This window comes from Flavobacterium sp. HJJ (genome assembly GCF_015351475.1).
In the GTDB taxonomy this organism is placed as follows: domain Bacteria; phylum Bacteroidota; class Bacteroidia; order Flavobacteriales; family Flavobacteriaceae; genus Flavobacterium; species Flavobacterium marginilacus.
In genome coordinates, this window is sequence record NZ_JADKPR010000017.1 from 87,210 (window position 1) to 103,781 (window position 16,572).

At 35.4% G+C, this 16,572-nt stretch carries 18 protein-coding genes; 7 read left to right on the plus strand and 11 right to left on the minus strand.

Annotation, left to right across the window (positions count from 1 at the left end; all coding sequences use genetic code 11):
* Positions 1-12 precede the first annotated feature (12 nt).
* A complete protein-coding gene (rsfS, locus tag IRZ80_RS14105) occupies positions 13-384 on the minus strand; it encodes a ribosome silencing factor (RefSeq protein ID WP_194642244.1) in 372 nt (123 codons plus the stop codon).
* 95 nt (positions 385-479) lie between these two features.
* On the opposite strand from rsfS, the gene IRZ80_RS14110 reads away from it, so the two are divergent.
* Positions 480-1,208, plus strand: coding sequence for a biotin--[acetyl-CoA-carboxylase] ligase (locus IRZ80_RS14110; RefSeq protein ID WP_194642213.1), 729 nt, complete (start codon positions 480-482; stop codon positions 1,206-1,208).
* Between the two features lie 59 nt (positions 1,209-1,267).
* On the opposite strand, the gene IRZ80_RS14115 is transcribed toward IRZ80_RS14110, so the two are convergent.
* Both IRZ80_RS14115 and pyrE read right to left on the minus strand, forming a co-directional pair.
* The gene (locus IRZ80_RS14115; RefSeq protein ID WP_194642214.1) at positions 1,268-1,660 is read right to left on the minus strand and encodes an SRPBCC family protein; all 393 of its coding nucleotides are present in this window, start codon (positions 1,658-1,660) and stop codon (positions 1,268-1,270) included.
* Between the two features lie 39 nt (positions 1,661-1,699).
* Positions 1,700-2,341 (minus strand): orotate phosphoribosyltransferase, encoded by a 642-nt coding sequence (gene pyrE, locus IRZ80_RS14120; protein WP_194642215.1) that lies wholly within the window; start codon positions 2,339-2,341, stop codon positions 1,700-1,702.
* A gap of 7 nt (positions 2,342-2,348) precedes the next feature.
* On the opposite strand from pyrE, the gene IRZ80_RS14125 reads away from it, so the two are divergent.
* The 4 genes from IRZ80_RS14125 to IRZ80_RS14140 all read left to right on the plus strand — a co-directional run bounded on the left by IRZ80_RS14125 (position 2,349) and on the right by IRZ80_RS14140 (position 6,808).
* Positions 2,349-2,945, plus strand: coding sequence for an NUDIX hydrolase (locus IRZ80_RS14125; RefSeq protein ID WP_194642216.1), 597 nt, complete (start codon positions 2,349-2,351; stop codon positions 2,943-2,945).
* 296 nt (positions 2,946-3,241) lie between these two features.
* Positions 3,242-4,591, plus strand: a complete 1,350-nt coding sequence (locus tag IRZ80_RS14130; RefSeq protein ID WP_194642217.1) for a DEAD/DEAH box helicase — start codon at positions 3,242-3,244, stop codon at positions 4,589-4,591.
* A gap of 31 nt (positions 4,592-4,622) precedes the next feature.
* Positions 4,623-6,158, plus strand: a complete 1,536-nt coding sequence (locus IRZ80_RS14135) for a SulP family inorganic anion transporter (protein WP_194642218.1) — start codon at positions 4,623-4,625, stop codon at positions 6,156-6,158.
* Positions 6,159-6,367: 209 nt separating this feature from the next.
* The gene (locus tag IRZ80_RS14140; protein ID WP_194642219.1) at positions 6,368-6,808 is read left to right on the plus strand and encodes a hypothetical protein; all 441 of its coding nucleotides are present in this window, start codon (positions 6,368-6,370) and stop codon (positions 6,806-6,808) included.
* Between the two features lie 197 nt (positions 6,809-7,005).
* Here IRZ80_RS14140 and IRZ80_RS14145 read toward each other — a convergent pair whose 3' ends face one another.
* The 5 genes from IRZ80_RS14145 to IRZ80_RS14165 all read right to left on the minus strand — a co-directional run bounded on the left by IRZ80_RS14145 (position 7,006) and on the right by IRZ80_RS14165 (position 10,571).
* Positions 7,006-7,572: a PhnA domain-containing protein gene (locus IRZ80_RS14145; RefSeq protein ID WP_194642220.1), complete on the minus strand. Its 567-nt coding sequence runs from the start codon at positions 7,570-7,572 to the stop codon at positions 7,006-7,008.
* A gap of 121 nt (positions 7,573-7,693) precedes the next feature.
* Complete coding sequence (coaD, locus tag IRZ80_RS14150) at positions 7,694-8,158, minus strand: pantetheine-phosphate adenylyltransferase (protein ID WP_194642221.1); 465 nt, start codon at positions 8,156-8,158, stop codon at positions 7,694-7,696.
* Between the two features lie 82 nt (positions 8,159-8,240).
* The gene (locus IRZ80_RS14155) at positions 8,241-8,819 is read right to left on the minus strand and encodes a TMEM175 family protein (protein WP_194642222.1); all 579 of its coding nucleotides are present in this window, start codon (positions 8,817-8,819) and stop codon (positions 8,241-8,243) included.
* Positions 8,820-8,857: 38 nt separating this feature from the next.
* Positions 8,858-9,472 (minus strand): hypothetical protein, encoded by a 615-nt coding sequence (locus IRZ80_RS14160; protein WP_194642223.1) that lies wholly within the window; start codon positions 9,470-9,472, stop codon positions 8,858-8,860.
* Positions 9,473-9,599: 127 nt separating this feature from the next.
* Positions 9,600-10,571: a D-alanine--D-alanine ligase gene (locus tag IRZ80_RS14165; RefSeq protein WP_194642224.1), complete on the minus strand. Its 972-nt coding sequence runs from the start codon at positions 10,569-10,571 to the stop codon at positions 9,600-9,602.
* A 117-nt stretch (positions 10,572-10,688) separates the two neighbouring features.
* Here IRZ80_RS14165 and IRZ80_RS14170 point away from each other — a divergent pair, with 117 nt between their 5' ends.
* Positions 10,689-11,315, plus strand: coding sequence for a PASTA domain-containing protein (locus tag IRZ80_RS14170; RefSeq protein ID WP_194642225.1), 627 nt, complete (start codon positions 10,689-10,691; stop codon positions 11,313-11,315).
* Positions 11,305-12,348, plus strand: coding sequence for an RluA family pseudouridine synthase (locus tag IRZ80_RS14175; protein ID WP_194642226.1), 1,044 nt, complete (start codon positions 11,305-11,307; stop codon positions 12,346-12,348). The genes IRZ80_RS14170 and IRZ80_RS14175 overlap by 11 nt, the downstream gene beginning before the upstream one ends.
* A gap of 171 nt (positions 12,349-12,519) precedes the next feature.
* Here IRZ80_RS14175 and IRZ80_RS14180 read toward each other — a convergent pair whose 3' ends face one another.
* The 3 genes from IRZ80_RS14180 to IRZ80_RS14190 form a co-directional block, all read right to left on the minus strand.
* Positions 12,520-13,500 carry an SPFH domain-containing protein gene (locus tag IRZ80_RS14180; RefSeq protein WP_194642227.1) on the minus strand — a complete coding sequence of 327 codons (981 nt, stop codon included), beginning with the start codon at positions 13,498-13,500 and terminating at the stop codon, positions 12,520-12,522.
* Between the two features lie 225 nt (positions 13,501-13,725).
* Entirely contained in the window at positions 13,726-14,955 is a 1,230-nt protein-coding gene (locus IRZ80_RS14185) for an ATP-binding cassette domain-containing protein (protein ID WP_194642228.1), read from the minus strand.
* 179 nt (positions 14,956-15,134) lie between these two features.
* Positions 15,135-16,550: an adenosine deaminase gene (locus IRZ80_RS14190; RefSeq protein ID WP_194642229.1), complete on the minus strand. Its 1,416-nt coding sequence runs from the start codon at positions 16,548-16,550 to the stop codon at positions 15,135-15,137.
* Positions 16,551-16,572 lie beyond the last annotated feature (22 nt).

Sequence of the window (16,572 nt, forward strand, 5' to 3'; positions counted from 1 at the left end):
AAGATTGTTTCTTTAATATTTGTTTTCGATTTTAGTGATTTTGGCATCACCCCAAAGACTTTCAATGTTATAATATTCACGAATGTGTTTTTGAAATACATGTACTACGATGTGAACATAATCCATTAATACCCATTCGGCTACATCAGAACCTTCAACATGCCAAGGTTTGTCTTTTAAATCTTTAGAAACTGTTTTTTGAATTGAATTAACAATAGCATTTACTTGTGTATTTGAATTACCATTGCATATTACAAAATAGTCACAAACTGCAGTGTCTATTTCTCTTAAATCTAAAATATCGATATCACTTCCTTTTACTTCTTCTATTCCTTTTATGATGTTTGCCAATAGAGCATCATTGTTTATAATCTTTTTCGTCATGTATTTTTTTATATGAATTTGTAAAGTTACCATTTTTTGTGATTAATTTTGAACCTTAACATAATATTAAATTATGTTTTTCAAAATAAATCCAAATGAAGTTAATCAAACTCGATGCCATAGATTCTACAAATGAGTTTCTAAAAGGGCTGTCGAATAGACAGGAGGTTCAAAACTTTACAGTTATTACTGCTGAAACCCAGTCGAAAGGGAAGGGGCAGATGGGGGCAAAATGGAATTCTGAACCGGGTAAGAATCTTATTATGAGTGTTTTGGTTAAGGATTTTTTATTTGATTATGAAGCTGTTTTTAATCTAAATGTAGTGGTTTCACTTTCGGTAATCAGGGCTTTAAAAAAATATAATATTCCAGAATTGAGTATTAAATGGCCAAACGACATTATGTCAGCTAATAAGAAGATTGGTGGCATACTGATAGAGAATAGTATTAAAGGCGATGGATCAATCACGTCTATTGTTGGTCTGGGGCTGAATGTTAATCAGGTGGAATTTCAAGATCTGCCCAGAGCTTCTTCTATGGCTTTGGTTTGTAATACTGCATTTGATAAAGAAGAAATCCTTTTTTCAATAGTATCAAAAATGGAAAAAATGATAGCAGGTTATGAAGTAAAAGCACAGGATTTATGGCAGGAGTATACTAATGAATTATTTAAAATTGAAATGCCTGCGGCTTTTGCCGATGCAGATCAAATCAATTTTATGGGTATTATAAAAGGGGTTTCGGCTATAGGGAAACTTCAGATTCTGTTAGAAGATGATACTGTCTGCGAATACAGTCTTAAAGAAGTACAGATGTTATACTAAAAAAGCCTTTTAGCTAAAAACTAAAAGGCTTTTCTGTATTTTTTTGTTTATAAAAGATTTTACAGTTTTATCATATTGGCTGCCAAGGTCTCAATAAATTTAGAAATTGGTCCTTTTACCATCATAGCCATCATTGCGTTGAATTCGCCTTCAAAATCCAGTTTTACAGCACTGGAATTTTCGGAGACAGAGTCAATATTAGCTACTAAGGAAAATGGAAGTTTATCGCTTGCTGCACCCAAAACTATTTTGTTTGGAGCTGTTTTATCTTTCATTTTTAATTTGATTTCAGGCATTCCCTTTAATCCAAAAATAAAAGCATCTTCGCCAGTGATTTCAAATTTTGCAATATTATCCGGCATTAATTTTTCGAAGTTTTTTACATCGCTCAATAAATCGAATAATTCTTGGGCAGATTTTTCAACGGTAACCCTTGGGCTTTCTAAATTCATAGTAGTATTTTGTTTGTATTCTGATTGTGCAGTATAAAATTATACATTCCAAGTGGATGGGCTGACATTCCATTCTCTCAGTGTCTGCTCTTCTTTTTCGGTTATATAGCTCTTTGCAACTGCCAGATTCAGTAAATTTTGATAATTGCTCAGTGTATATAAATCGATTTTAGCATTTTTAAAGTTTTGGTCTGCAACATCAAATCCATAAGTGAATATGGCTGCCATTCCTTTTATAACTGCTCCTGCCTCGCGTAAGCCTTCAACGGCAAGCAGGCTGCTGTTTCCAGTGCTTATTAAATCTTCTATAATTACTACGCTTTGTCCTTTTTGCAGAAAACCTTCTACTTGGTTTTGTCGTCCATGTTTTTTGGGTTCTGGACGGACATACACAAAAGGAAGTCCCATGCTCTCGGCAACCAGCATTCCTATGCCTATTGCTCCAGTGGCTACACCAGCAATTACATCAGGTTTACCAAACTGCTTTTCGATGTTTTTAGAAAATTCGTCTCTTACATAATTTCTTATGGCTGGAAACGAGAGGATTAAACGATTATCGCAATATATAGGCGATTTCCATCCAGAAGCCCATGTAAAAGGATTTCCTGGATTCAATTTAATTGCATTTATTTGCAAAAGCAATTCGGCTGTTTTTTCGGCTGTATCTTTATTAAAAATCATAATACAAATGTATAAAGTTTTTGTTAACGACAAACCACTTTTTTTGACAAATCAAATTTCTAAAGAAACTGATTTTCAGCTTTTCCTGCTTGATAGTATTGATGTTAAGCAAGTTATTGTAAAAATGTTTCAGAATAAAATTAAGAAAGCATATCTGTATCACCCTGACGAAAGTGTGATTATGAAAACTCTGAAAGCCAAAATTTCTGTAAATAAAGCTGGGGGAGGTTTGGTTTATAATAAAAAAGGGGAGGTTTTATTTATTTTCAGAAATGGAAAGTGGGATCTGCCAAAAGGAGGGACTGACAAAGGCGAACTGATTGAAGAAACGGCAATGCGCGAAGTTGAAGAAGAAACAGGCGTGAACGAATTGAAAGTTGTAAAAAAGCTGCAGAAAACTTATCATATTTTTAAACGAAACGGTAAATACAAATTAAAAATAACCCATTGGTTTGAAATGCACACTGCATTTGAAGGTACTCCAAAAGGCCAGTTAGAAGAAGGAATTGAAAAAGTTGCCTGGCTGAATCCAGAACAAATACAAGAAGCTTTGCAGAATTCCTACGAAAATATAAAATTACTATTTGAAGACGATATTATTTAACATGACTATCGGCAAAGCATACTAAATGTTTTTTTGCCACAGATTACACAGAGTCTCACAGATTTTACATGCATTTTTTAGAAATCTGTGTTAATCTTTATAATCTGTAGCCAATTTTATCAATTTGGTATTAGTCACGGATAGTCATTTATTTAATAACTATCTTTGAAATAAAAAAGATTTCAAAGCAAAATAGTTAGTACTAATTGCACAATTTTCACAAATTAAATAGTGAGAATTAGTGCTTTTTTTGTAATTCATAATTATTAATTCATAATTGGCTTTACCTTTGCAAAATGAATAAGAAACACCATTCCAACAATATATTACTGAATTTAGGCATCGAAAGCCTGAACGAAATGCAGGAAACCGCACAAGATGTTATCCTGAACGATAATAATGTTTTACTGCTTTCTCCAACAGGTTCGGGAAAAACACTGGCATTTTTACTGCCGGTTTTCGAAATGCTGCAGCCAGAAATTTTATCGGTTCAATGCCTTATTTTAGTTCCTTCTCGTGAACTTGGACTTCAGATTGAACAGGTTTGGAAAAAAATGGGAACCGATTACAAAGTAAATGTCTGCTATGGCGGGCATTCTATTGATACTGAAATCAAAAATCTTAGTAATCCGCCTGCAGTTTTGATAGGGACTCCTGGCCGGATTGCAGATCATATCGACAGAGGCACTTTTCGATTGGATAAAATACAGACATTAATCTTAGACGAGTTTGATAAATCGCTGCAGTTAGGTTTTCATGAGCAAATGTCTTTTATTATTGGCAAACTTAGCAAACTAAATAAACGTATTTTAGTTTCGGCTACATCAGATATTGAAATTCCAAAATACACCCGAGTGGTAAATCCTACGGTTTTAGATTTTATACCAACGGAAGAAGAGCAGGAAAGTAATTTGGTTACCAAAATGGTAATCTCGAAAGAAAAAGACAAATTGGGAAGTTTATTCAATTTAATCTGTTCCTTAAAATCACAATCGGCGATTATTTTTTGCAATCACCGCGATGCAGCAGAACGTATTAGTGACACTTTGAATGAAAAAGGAATTTTTTCAACCTATTATCATGGCGGTATGGATCAGGAGGAACGAGAAAGAGCCTTGATTCAATTCCGTAATGGGAGTATGAGTTATTTAATCACTACGGATTTAGCAGCGCGCGGATTGGATATTCCAGAAATGAAACATGTAATTCATTATCATTTACCATTAAAAGAAGATGAATTTACACATAGAAACGGTAGAACTGCCCGTATGCAGGCCTCTGGTACTGCTTATCTTATTGTAAATGAAAGTGAAAAAAAACTGGATTATGTTGATTACGGAATGCCGGTTTTAAATGTAGAAAACAATACAAATCTGCCAAAACCGCCCGAGTTTCAAACTATTTACATTAGCGGCGGAAAGAAAAATAAGTTAAATAAAATTGATATCGTTGGTTTCTTTTCTCAAAAAGGAAGACTCGAGAAAGGCGATTTAGGATTAATTGAAGTAAAGGATTTTATTTCGTTTGCAGCTGTAAAATATAATAAAGTAAAAGAGCTGCTTTATAATATTAAGGACGAAAAAATGAAAGGCAGGAAATTCAAGATTGAAGTTGCCAGAAAGGTGATTAAGAAAGAAGAAGAATAATCAGTACTCAGTTTGATTCTAAAATTGTTTCATGAAAAAACTACTTAATTTATTCGACTTCTCACAGAAAGTAAATTACAAAACTGAAATTTTAGCAGGATTTACAGTGGCTATGACGATGATTCCAGAATCGTTGTCTTTTGCTATATTGGCTGGATTTCCTCCTTTGACTGGTTTGTATGCGGCTTTTATAGCAGGTTTTGTTACGGCAATTTTTGGAGGAAGGCCAGGGTTGATTTCAGGCGGAGCTGGTGCAACGGTGATTGTGTTAATTGCTTTGATGAAATCTAATGGTCTGGAATATGTTTTTGCTGCTGTAGCTTTAGCAGGTGTACTGCAGATTTTAGTAGGTCTTTTTAAATTAGGCAAATTCATTAGATTGGTCCCTCATCCTGTCATGTTTGGGTTTGTAAATGGTTTAGCAATCGTGATATTTATGTCACAGCTGGAGCAGTTTAAAACAGTTGTTAATCACGAAACTGTCTGGATTTCTGGAGATCCAATGTATATTATGGCTGGTTTAACGGCTTTGACTATTGCGATTGTGATGCTGGTACCCAAATTGACAAAAGCAGTTCCTGCTTCATTGATAGCTATTATGACGGTCTTTGCATTGGTTTTTTTCTTTGGAATTGAAACTAAAACGGTGAAAGATATTGCATCAATAAGCGGTGGTTTTCCTCCATTTCATATTCCGAATATACCATTTAACTTGGGAACACTGCAGATAATTTTTCCATATGCCTTGATTATGGGAGCTGTTGGACTGACAGAAGGCTTACTGACTTTAAATTTAGTTGATGAAATTACTGGAACTAAAGGGAACGGTAACCGCGAGTGTATTGCACAGGGAAGTTCTAATATATTGAATGGTTTTTTCTTTGGGATGGGTGGCTGTCCAATGATTGCGCAGACTTTAGTAAATCTTTCTGCAGGTTCTAGAGCGCGTTTGTCAGGAGTTGTGGCTTCATTGACTATTCTTCTGATTATTTTATTTGGTGCCCCTGTTATCGAAAAATTGCCAATGGCTGCTTTGACAGGAGTAATGATTATGGTTGCTATCGGGACATTTGAATGGGCTAGTTTAAGGATTGTCAATAAAATGCCAAATCACGATGTCTTTGTTGTAGTAATTGTGGCTTCGATTACAGTTTTATTACATAATTTAGCTTTGGCAGTTTTGATTGGAGTTGTTGTTTCGGCTTTGGTTTTCGCTTGGGAAAGCGCAAAAAGAATTCGTGCCAAAAAGTATGTTGATGAAAAAGGAGTGAAGCATTATGAAATTTACGGACCTCTCTTTTTTGCATCAACAGCTGTATTTGCAGAGAAATTTGATGTGCTGAATGATCCAGATGAAGTAGTTATTGATTTCAAAGAAAGCCGTATTGCAGATATGTCGGCAATTGAAGCTTTGAATACTGTCACACTGCGATATTCTAAGATTGGAAAAAAAGTGCATTTACGGCATTTAAGTCCTGACTGCATCAGGTTATTAAAAAATGCGGAAACAATTATTGATATAAATATTATAGAGGATCCTAATTACATGGTAGTTAATGTAGATTAGGCACTGTAGTTTTTTGTAAAAATCGTTCAAAACTGTTTTTGGAACGATTTTTTTATTGCTGTTTATCACGACAAGTGAAATTACAAACAAAATAATTGATTTTTATGTTAATAAAAAATAGGATTGATAAAGGAGTTAATTTTTTTTATTATTATGTTTGCGGATAAATACTTATTGGATAGAGTATATCATTAAACCCCAAATAAATTATGAAAAAAGTTATTGCGATTGCTGTTTTATTTATTAGTACTGTTGGTTTTAGTCAAATTAAAGTTCTTGAAACTGTTCCTGTTGAGAAATTAGGCAGAGTAAATAATAGTTTTTATGTGCAAAAAATAGGAGATGAGTTTACATTTTACTATACAACAGTTCAATCAGAGGATGCTGAGTCGTCTTTAAAGGCTTTTACATTCAAAAATGTTGATAATGCATACCAAAGTTTTTACGGAATCATATCAAAAGGATTTACTGCAAGTCCTTTGAATGATGTAAAATTAGAATTACCTAATAATTTCGTTTGGCTTCATTACATTGCAAGCTCTGACAAAACTACCGTACAATTTATGGTTTCTAGTAAGGAAGCTGGTTCTACTCATATTTCTGAGCCATTATCAAAAGAGCAGGTTGAAAAATTATTTCAAAAAAGCTAGTTGAAGAAGAATTAAGATTTTAGAATTAAGTATTAAGACTAAAATTGACTTCATAAAAAAGTCCTCGATTTCGAGGACTTTTTTTATGCAATCTGCAATCTGCAATCTGCAATCTGCAATCTGCAATCTGCAATCTGCAATCTGCAATCTGCAATCTGCAATCTGCAATCTGCAATCTGCAATCTGCAATCTGCAATCTATATCTTCTTAACATACTGTGTGATAATCACAATCTGCTGTCCATCTACTTTTCCTTCAATGTATTCTGCATTTTCGTGGTCCAGGCGAATGTTTCGTACCGAAGTTCCTTGTTTGGCCACCATGCTAGATCCTTTTACTTTTAAGTCTTTGATCAATACTACCGAATCTCCGTGGGCTAAAACTACACCGTTCACATCTCGGTGAATTATTTTGTTTTCATCATCTTCTCCTTCTCCTGTGGCTTGTGCCCATGCCAGTGTATCTTCATCCAGATACATTTGTTCCAGTAAATCTTGATTGCGTAAACGGCTTAACATTCTCCAGGCAACCACCTGTACTGGAATATGTTCATTCCACATACTGTCATTTAAACATCTCCAATGGTTTAAATCTTCATGACCAGGATTCTCTATTTGATCAATACAAGTAGAGCAGGCATAAATGCTTTCGTCTAAACCTCCTTTTTGAGTTGGTAATACTTGGTATTCTTTTAGGTTTTCGGTGGCAGCGCATAATTCACATTGTGAACCGCTGCGTTTATTTAATTCTCTTTCGAAGCTCATTATAAAGTGTGTGTTTTTTAGACTGCAAAAATACAGTTAATTGGAAGGTTTTGCAAGTTTATGAAGACCTAACAGGTTTTAAAAACCTGTTAGGTCTAAAAAAAATCTCTAGATTCTTTTGTTACTTATGTAATTTCACCCTCACCGCTTCCGGAACCAGCATTTCATATTCACCGTGATTTCGGATAACGTCTCTCACGATACTGGAACTGATATAGGAAGTTCGGGCTGCGGTTAATAAAAAGACAGTTTCAATTTTGGACAATCGTCTGTTCGTGTGAGCGATGGCTTTTTCAAATTCGAAATCGGCGGGATTGCGGAGGCCTCTCAGGATAAAATCGGCTTTAATTTTTTGACACAAATCGATGGTCAGTCCTTCATAAGTGATAACCTTGACTTTAGGCTCGTTTTTGAATGTTTCTTCGATGAAACGTTTTCTTTCCTCGAGTGAGAACATGTATTTTTTTTCGGCATTGACACCAATGGCAATAACGATTTCATCAAATAATGAAATCCCTCTGTTGATGATATCTTCGTGTCCTAAGGTAATTGGATCAAATGACCCTGGGAATATGGCTTTTTTCATTTCAGTTTATATTTTTTTATCGGAATATGGTATCGCCACGCTCTAATTTCTATTTATGATTTAGAAAGCCAGCGATTTCATTTTAGATTTTGTTGATTTGATTTTCAATTCTTTTGTCTGGAATAATCCATATTAATGCCACAAAAATATAAAGGATTCCTGAAATAAGAGGAGATACAAAAGCTAAAGGAATTGCTGAAATATAACAGGCCATTGATAGTTTTCCTTTATTGTCTTTATTTACAGCATGGTGTAAAACAGATTCTTTTCCTTCGAGTTTTATAATTTTGTTTTGAAGTGTAATGTATGAAATAGCGCACATCAATAATATGAAACCATAGGAGGCAACAGGAATTGTTGCAAATGATTGTCCTCCCATCCAGCTTGTCGCAAAAGGAATCAAAGACAGCCAAAACAACAACATAGTATTGTACCATAGCACCGAACCATCTATTTTTTTGACAACCTGAAACATGTGATGGTGGTTATTCCAATAAATTCCAACATAAATAAAACTCAATACATAACTCAGACAAACAGGAATCAAGGGAAGCAGACTCTCAAAGGTAGAATGTTCCGGAGCTCTGATTTCTAATACCATAATCGTTATAATTATGGCTAAAACGCCATCGCTAAAGGCTTCGATTCTGTTTTTATTCATTTTTTTTAAGTTTCTGAGTTGCTAAGTCGCTAAGATTTTTAGTTTCTAATGATTGATATTATTTCATTGTCATCATACAGTTTTAATAAATCCTTTTTTGAGTAATTAATTTTTCTATTAGTGTAGTTTTCTGTTTTATTTATACTTTCAATTTCTGAGGATAAATATACGTCATAATCGTTTTGGGTAAAATAAACACTGTCATTTGTTACTTTGTCTATTCTCATTGAAGAATAGTAACCATTTGAGAATTTCATATTATATACATCTTCAAAATTTGGAGTTTTTACTAAAGCTTGAGTTCTGTCATTAGTTTGATATAGATTTATAAAAAAATATGCAATATAAAATGTTAATAGAATGATGCCAGAAAATAACCAAATTGGTCTTTTTTGATTTGTCTTTTTATTTTCTTCAATGAGTTTTATTTTAGTGTTCTCATCTAATTCTTCAAATTCAATTTCTTTTGAGCAATTATTGCATTCGATATTTACAGCATTTCCAATGGGGAATATTGGGATTAATGTTAATGAGGTATATCTAGTTGAAATACTGTAGTCTATTGAAGAATGAAAATTGCAATTTGGGCATTTTATATTTGGTATTGTTCCTTTTGACAGGCAGGTTTCATTTGTTCCAATCAATACCATCATAGGCTTATTGTTTTTTGTTGTTAAAGGTCTTTTTTTTTGACCTTGTAGGTATTGTTTTTATAAACATACCTACAAGGTTTTGGAAACCTTGCAGGATAAAATCTTAGAATTTCAGCGTCTTAGCGACTTAATTAAGCGCCAACTCAATAGCGTTGGTAAATAAATCTGTCAATGAAATTCCGGCAGCTTTGGCTTGCTGCGGAATTAAACTTTCTGTTGTTAATCCCGGAATGGTATTCATTTCCAGCATGTGCGGTTCTCCGTTCACAAAGATAAATTCGCTTCTGGAGAAACCTTTCATTTTTAATACTTCGTAGGCGCGTTTTGCTGCTTCGCTTACTTTTTGAGTCATTTCGTCGGAGATTCTGGCAGGAGTTATTTCCTGAGATTTCCCTTGGTATTTGGCTTCGTAATCGAAGAAATCATTTTCTGAAACAATCTCGGTAATCGGCAGAACAATTATTTCTCCCTGATAGTTGATAACTCCGACAGAAACTTCGGTTCCGTCAAGGAAACTTTCGATGATGATTTCGTTATCTTCTTTATACGCAACTTCGATTGCGATTGGCAGTTCGGATTCGGTTTTTACTTTGGAAATCCCGAAACTTGAACCCGATTTATTTGGTTTTACAAAACATGGCAGACCAACTGTTTTTACAATTTCGGCAGTATTGATGCTGTCGCCTTTGTTTAAATAGTAGGAAGTGGCAGTTTTGATTCCGTACGGTTTCAAAACTGAAAGCATATCGCGCTTGTTGAACGTTAATGCTGCTTGGTAATAGTCGCAGGAAGACTGCGGAAGATCTATTAATTCGAAATAAGCCTGCATCAGTCCGTCTTCGCCTGGTGTGCCGTGAATGGCATTAAAAACACAGTCGAAAGTGATTTTGGTTCCGTTTACAGTAGTTGAAAAATCGTTTTTGTCTATTGGAAATTCATTGTCTTTGTCATCAACATATACCCATTTTTCTTTGAAAATGTGGATTCTGAATCCGTTGTATTTTGTTTTGTCCAAGAATTGGTAAACTACGTTTCCGCTAATGAGTGAGATCTTGTATTCGCTTGAATAGCCGCCCATGATGATGGCAATGTTTTTCATAAAATAAGTTTAATCGATTAAACGTTTAACCGATTAACCGATTAAACACATACTAAACAAAATTATCATTTTTTTTGAAACGAAATAGCTTTATCTTTGCGGGAAACAAAAATATTTATGAGCTTAAAAAAATATCTTACGAGCCGCGTTTTTTTTGGACAAGTGGCAATTGCATTTGCGATTATTGCAGTTTTAGCCTATTTATTTATGCATTGGCTGACTTTTACAACAGATCACGGGCATGAAATTGCTGTTCCTGATTTGAGAAAATTAACAGAGGAACAGGTGGAAGAGAAACTGGACGAACTGGATTTGGATTACGAGCTGCTGGATAGTGTTGATTTTAGAGGCGATTATCCAAAATATAGTGTTGTAGAACAGGATCCAATGCCTGGTACAAAAGTAAAAGTAGGCAGAAAAGTATATATTAAAATTAATTCTTCTGGGTTTTCATCTGTGAGAATCCCGGATTTAATAGAGAAGACATATCGTGAAGCGGTACCTACATTAAAAGCCCTTGGACTGGAAGCAGGAACAATTACGTATGTTCCTAACCTTGGAAAAGACATGGTTCTTGAAATGCGTTATAAAGGCAGAAACCTGAAAGTAGGGGACAGAGTATTGAAAGCCTCTAAAATTGATTTGGTTTTGGGAGACGGAAAAGAAAGTTATCAGGAAGAAGAACCAGTGGACAGCACAGCTGTTCCCGCAACAGATACAGCAACACCAGCGAATGAACAATAATAATGAAACAATAGAGGATTTAGACGAAGAATTATTTGAGCATTACAGGTTTGAGGTGCCGAAAGGGCAGGCCATTCTGCGAATTGACAAATACCTGATGAGTCTGATTCCGAATGCCACTAGAAATAAAATTCAGAACGCGGCTACTGACGGAAATATTTTTGTAAATGATCTGACTGTAAAGTCGAATTACAAAGTGAAACCTTTTGATGTGATTCAGATAATGCTTTCGCATCCGCCGTTTGAAAACAGGGTAGATCCGGAGGATATTCCGCTGGATATCGTTTATGAGGATGATGCACTTTTGTTAATCAATAAACCGCCGGGATTGGTGGTTCATCCTGGTCATGGGAATTATACGGGAACTCTGGTAAATGCATTGGCGTTTCATTTTGAGAATCTGCCAATGAACAGCAGTGAGCGTCCGGGACTGGTTCATCGAATTGACAAGGATACTTCGGGGTTATTAGTTGTTGCCAAAACCGAAGCAGCAATGACGCATCTTGCTAAACAATTTGAAGCTAAAACATCCGAAAGAGAGTATATCGCATTAGTTTGGGGAAATGTTGCTCAAGATGCAGGAACTATAGAAGGAAACTTAGCACGTCATTTAAAGGACCGTATGCAGATGGCAGTTTTTGCTGATCCCGAAATTGGTAAACCGGCCATTACACATTATAAAGTTTTGGAACGTTTTGGGTATGTAACCTTAATTTCCTGTAAATTGGAAACTGGAAGAACACACCAGATCCGTGCGCACATGAAACACATTGGGCATCCGCTTTTTAATGATGAGCGTTACGGAGGCCACCTAATTTTGAAAGGAACAACATTTACTAAATACAAACAGTTTATCGAGAATTGTTTCAAAGCTTTGCCGCGTCAGGCGCTACATGCAAAAACACTTGGTTTTGTTCATCCAAACACAGGCGAAATGATGCGTTTTGATACCGAACTGCCTCAGGATTTTCAGGATTGTATTGAGAAATGGAGAGGATATTCTAAGTCACATCATGTGGATGATGAGGAGTAATTTCTTTGTTATTTAGTACTTTTATGAGTCCCTAGTCCTTAGAGGAAAGTATTCTTTAGAGTTACAGCAAATAGAAAAAATAAAAAGAGAAGCTTGAATTTATAAACTCAAAGCTTCTCTTTTTTTATGCCCCTATCCTAATTACTAAGGACAAGGACTAATCTCTAACAGTTATTCTCCCGCTGGATTTGAAGTGTCTGAAGGATTGAAATCAGTTGACGTATGGTCAATTTTTTTCACGCGTTTTGGCTGTTTTTTCATTTCTTCTCCAATCAGGTTTGAGGCTGTAAAACTTGTTACCATGCTATTCAGCATATCGCTTGCCGCCTGTGGGGAATTTGGAAGAAGTATTAAATTAGAATTCGTATCGGCACCAATCGCCTGCAGTGTGTCATAATGTTGTGTAATCACGATTAGAGCTGATGCTTCCTGCGAATTGATTCCAACTTCGTTCAATACTTCAACACTTTCTACCAGACCGCGTGCAATTTCTCGTCTTTGATCGGCAATACCCTGACCCTGCAGTTTTTTACTTTCGGCTTCGGCTTTTGCTTTTGCAACAATTCTGATTCTCTGAGCTTCAGATTCGAACATAGCAGCTGTTTTTTCTCTTTCGGCAGCATTAATTCGGTTCATCGCATTTTTTACCTGAATATCCGGATCAATATCAGTTACCAAAGTATTGATTATATCATATCCATACGCCATCATTGCTTCATTTAATTCTCTTTTTACAGCAATTGCAATATCATCTTTTCGTGCAAAAACATCATCCAGAATAAGTTTTGGAACCTCGGCACGTACCACGTCAAAAACGTAAGCCGTAATCTGGTCATGCGGATATTCCAACTTGTAGAATGCTTCATAAGCGTGCTCCGGAATGACTTTAAACTGTACCGAAATTTTCATTTTCACAAACACATTGTCTTTAGTCTGTGTTTCAATAATTACATCCAGCTGCTGGATTCTAAAGTTTACACGGCCTGCAATTCTGTCAATAATCGGCACTTTAAGCTGTAAACCTGAGTTGCGGATACTCAAGAACTTACCAAAACGTTCTACAACAACCGCAGTCTGCTGTTTAACTGTAAAAAAGGAAGAAAAAAGAATAATCAGCCCGAAGACTAAAATGGCAATCATAAATGGACCCATGAGTTTTTTAGATTTAAAGTTAAAATTATTATACGTGATGGCAGTATAAAAGTTACAAACTTTATAAAATCATTCTTACTTCATGGAGTAGTATTTTTCTATTTTGATATGATTTGTTTTAGTTCAAATAATTCTCCTGCGCCCAATATTGTCAGGAATGACAAGTTTGAGGATTGTTGGAATGTTTAAAAAACAGCATTACAGAATTATTTATCCGAAATTATATTAAGAAGCAAAAGCTTTTATAATTCCTTTAGATCCTGTTGAACCTGTCTGCAGTTCCAAAACTGAATTAGGTGCAAGATTAGGCTCCATTCTATGGGAAACAAACAGTATGGTGATGTTCGTTTCTTTTTTAATCGTATTGATAAGCTGAATTACTAATGCCACATTATGGTCGTCCAATCCTTCCAGCGGTTCGTCTAGAATTAATAACGGCGGATGTTTGAGAACTGCTCGGGTAATAAGTGCAAGCCTTTGCTGACCAATGGAAAGCCTGTTGAAGATTTTCTTTTTCAGCGGCGTCATTTCGATTACATCAAGCCATTGTGAAACAATTTTTCGCTGTAAGGTTGTCGGCTGTCTGTACAATCCGATAGAATCAAAAAAACCGGAAAGAATCATTTCTTCCAAAGTAGTATTTCTGTTAAATAAATCGGTCATTGATGTCGAGAAAGACCCGATTTTCTTCTTGATTTCCCAAATGCTTTCACCGCTTCCTTTTTTTCTTCCAAAAAGTTCTATGTCCTGACCGTAGCCTTTGGTGTTTTCCCCTGTGATGAGCGATAGGAGAGTGCTTTTTCCAGAACCGTTCGGACCAATTAACTGCCAGAATTCCCCTTGTTTAATAGTCCACGACAGCGAATCGATAATAGGTCTTTCGTCATAGGAAACAGAAACGGAATTCATTTTTATTAGAATACCATCCTTAAAAATCTCTTTGTGAATAGGTATTTTATATTCATTATTTTCAAGGTAATGATCTTCAATTGTATTGATGTCTTTCAGTTCAAATGAATTGTCATTTATCTGCGCTTTATTGACAATAAAAGGAAGCAGATCAATAGTTCTGTTCACTAACTGAATGATACCAACCGAATGTGAGATGGATTCAATCTCAGCTGATAATTCGATTCGCGAAGCAATATCTAAATGATCCATAGGATTATCTAGAATAATATAATCTGGGTTTTGTCTGAGGCAGTATTTTATAAATTCCTTTTTTCTTTCTCCCGATGAAAAAGTGCGCAGATTTCGGTGGAATTCAGTGGTGGCTTCAATGGAATCGTGTATGTATTCTTCCTCAATTAATTTTTGAATAGCAATATCGGAAAACAGAATTCCTTTCTGGTTGTTAAAAACCGATAATTTCCCTTCTATTCTGCTTGATAATAAAGTGTCTATAAAGCTTTTTTTGTCAACCTGATTGGTTAAAAGGATGTCCCAATGTTTCATTTTGGTCTGGTTTGCTATTGCGTCTATACAGTGCGATATAGGAACACGGATGACACGGATTCAACGGATTTTGTTCGCCTGTTTATCTTACAGACTCGGTCGCTGATGCAAATATAATCGATTTGCTTAAAAAAATCTGTGAAAATTAGTGGAATCCGTTAAATCTGTGGCCTATTAAACTAGTTTTTAAAATTAGCTTCAAAAGTTTTAAAACGATTATCCAAGTCAAGTGTCAATTGTTTTTTTACCGCAGGATCTTGTATAAAACTATAGCTGATGCTGTTGTAGACAAATTGTTTAATATCGCTATAAGTAATGGTTTTGTACCTTTTGGCAAGTAAAACATACTGCTCTGTCATATTAGTACGCAGTATTCCGGCATCGTCCGTGCTGATGACAATCGGCACACCAAATTCTTTGTACAATAAAATAGGGTGGCGGTTTTCTTTTACTTTTAAAATAAACTCATTGCTCGCAAGATTGATTTCAACAGGGATGTTATTTTTTGCCATATAACGCATCAAATCATAACTTTTATCTTCGTAGGCCATGTCTACTCCATGACCGATTCTATTGGCTCCCGCAATATAAACTGCTGCATTGATATGCCAGCTTAATTCCTCAGGGCGGACAAGTCCCAGGGTAAGTTCGCCAGCGTGCATAGCGTATTTTACTTTCGGAAAACGGCTGTGGCAATATTTGAACATAACCATATGTAACCAATAATCTTTCATCGAAGTTTCGCCGTCTTCGGGGGAGACGATATTAACTCCCGCCATCAGCGGACTGCTGTCGGCCGAAATAAAAGCAACGATTAAGTTTTTGAATAAATTCACAGGTTCCATAAAGCGTAAGACAAAATTTTGGTAGCGCATCGTAAACTGACTATCATCGATTTTGAGTGCTGCGTGCATTTTGCCAACAAAGTTTTCATTAAAATCGGCTGCATATTTTTTGGCATCTTTTTTAATGAAAATGGTATACAGCGAATCCAAAGACTGCATTACAGCTTTTTCATTTTTACCTGCCGACAATTTTCTCAAATAACTGTTGTATTTGGATAAATCAGCTGTTTGTATATCACAAGGAATGGTTGATAATTGAGTTTCGATATAGCTGACATTTTCTTTGATTGCCCTGTTTTTCAGCTCTAATAAACCAGCTTCAAAATTACCCTGTGTGGCAGGTTCAAATTTCATGAAAGATTCAAAAAATAATTTATCCGAAGGATAGTCAACATTATTGTAATCTTTGGCAGACCACTTGTGCATTACTTTTTGTTTGTAGGTATCCAGTTCTCCGTTCTTTTGAAGCGTAGAGAATAGCACCCAGTCAGCTCCGGATTGCTTTTCCTGACTCACAGTCATAGTCTGCGTGTTGAGATAGAAATCTTTTGCTATAGCATGAGCCAACAATGGCTCTGCATAAATTGAACCGGAATAATGATGGTGTAAGTCGCCTCCTTTAGGCATTTGTGTAAAAAAAGCCGTGAGTTCGGCTTCGTTGTTTCTGATTTTTTCAAAATAAGTTTCTGCCGATTGCGAAAAACCCAGTTGGCATATCATCGAAAAAAAGAAAGGATAAAATAGTTTCATTTTCTAAATTTCATTCAAATGT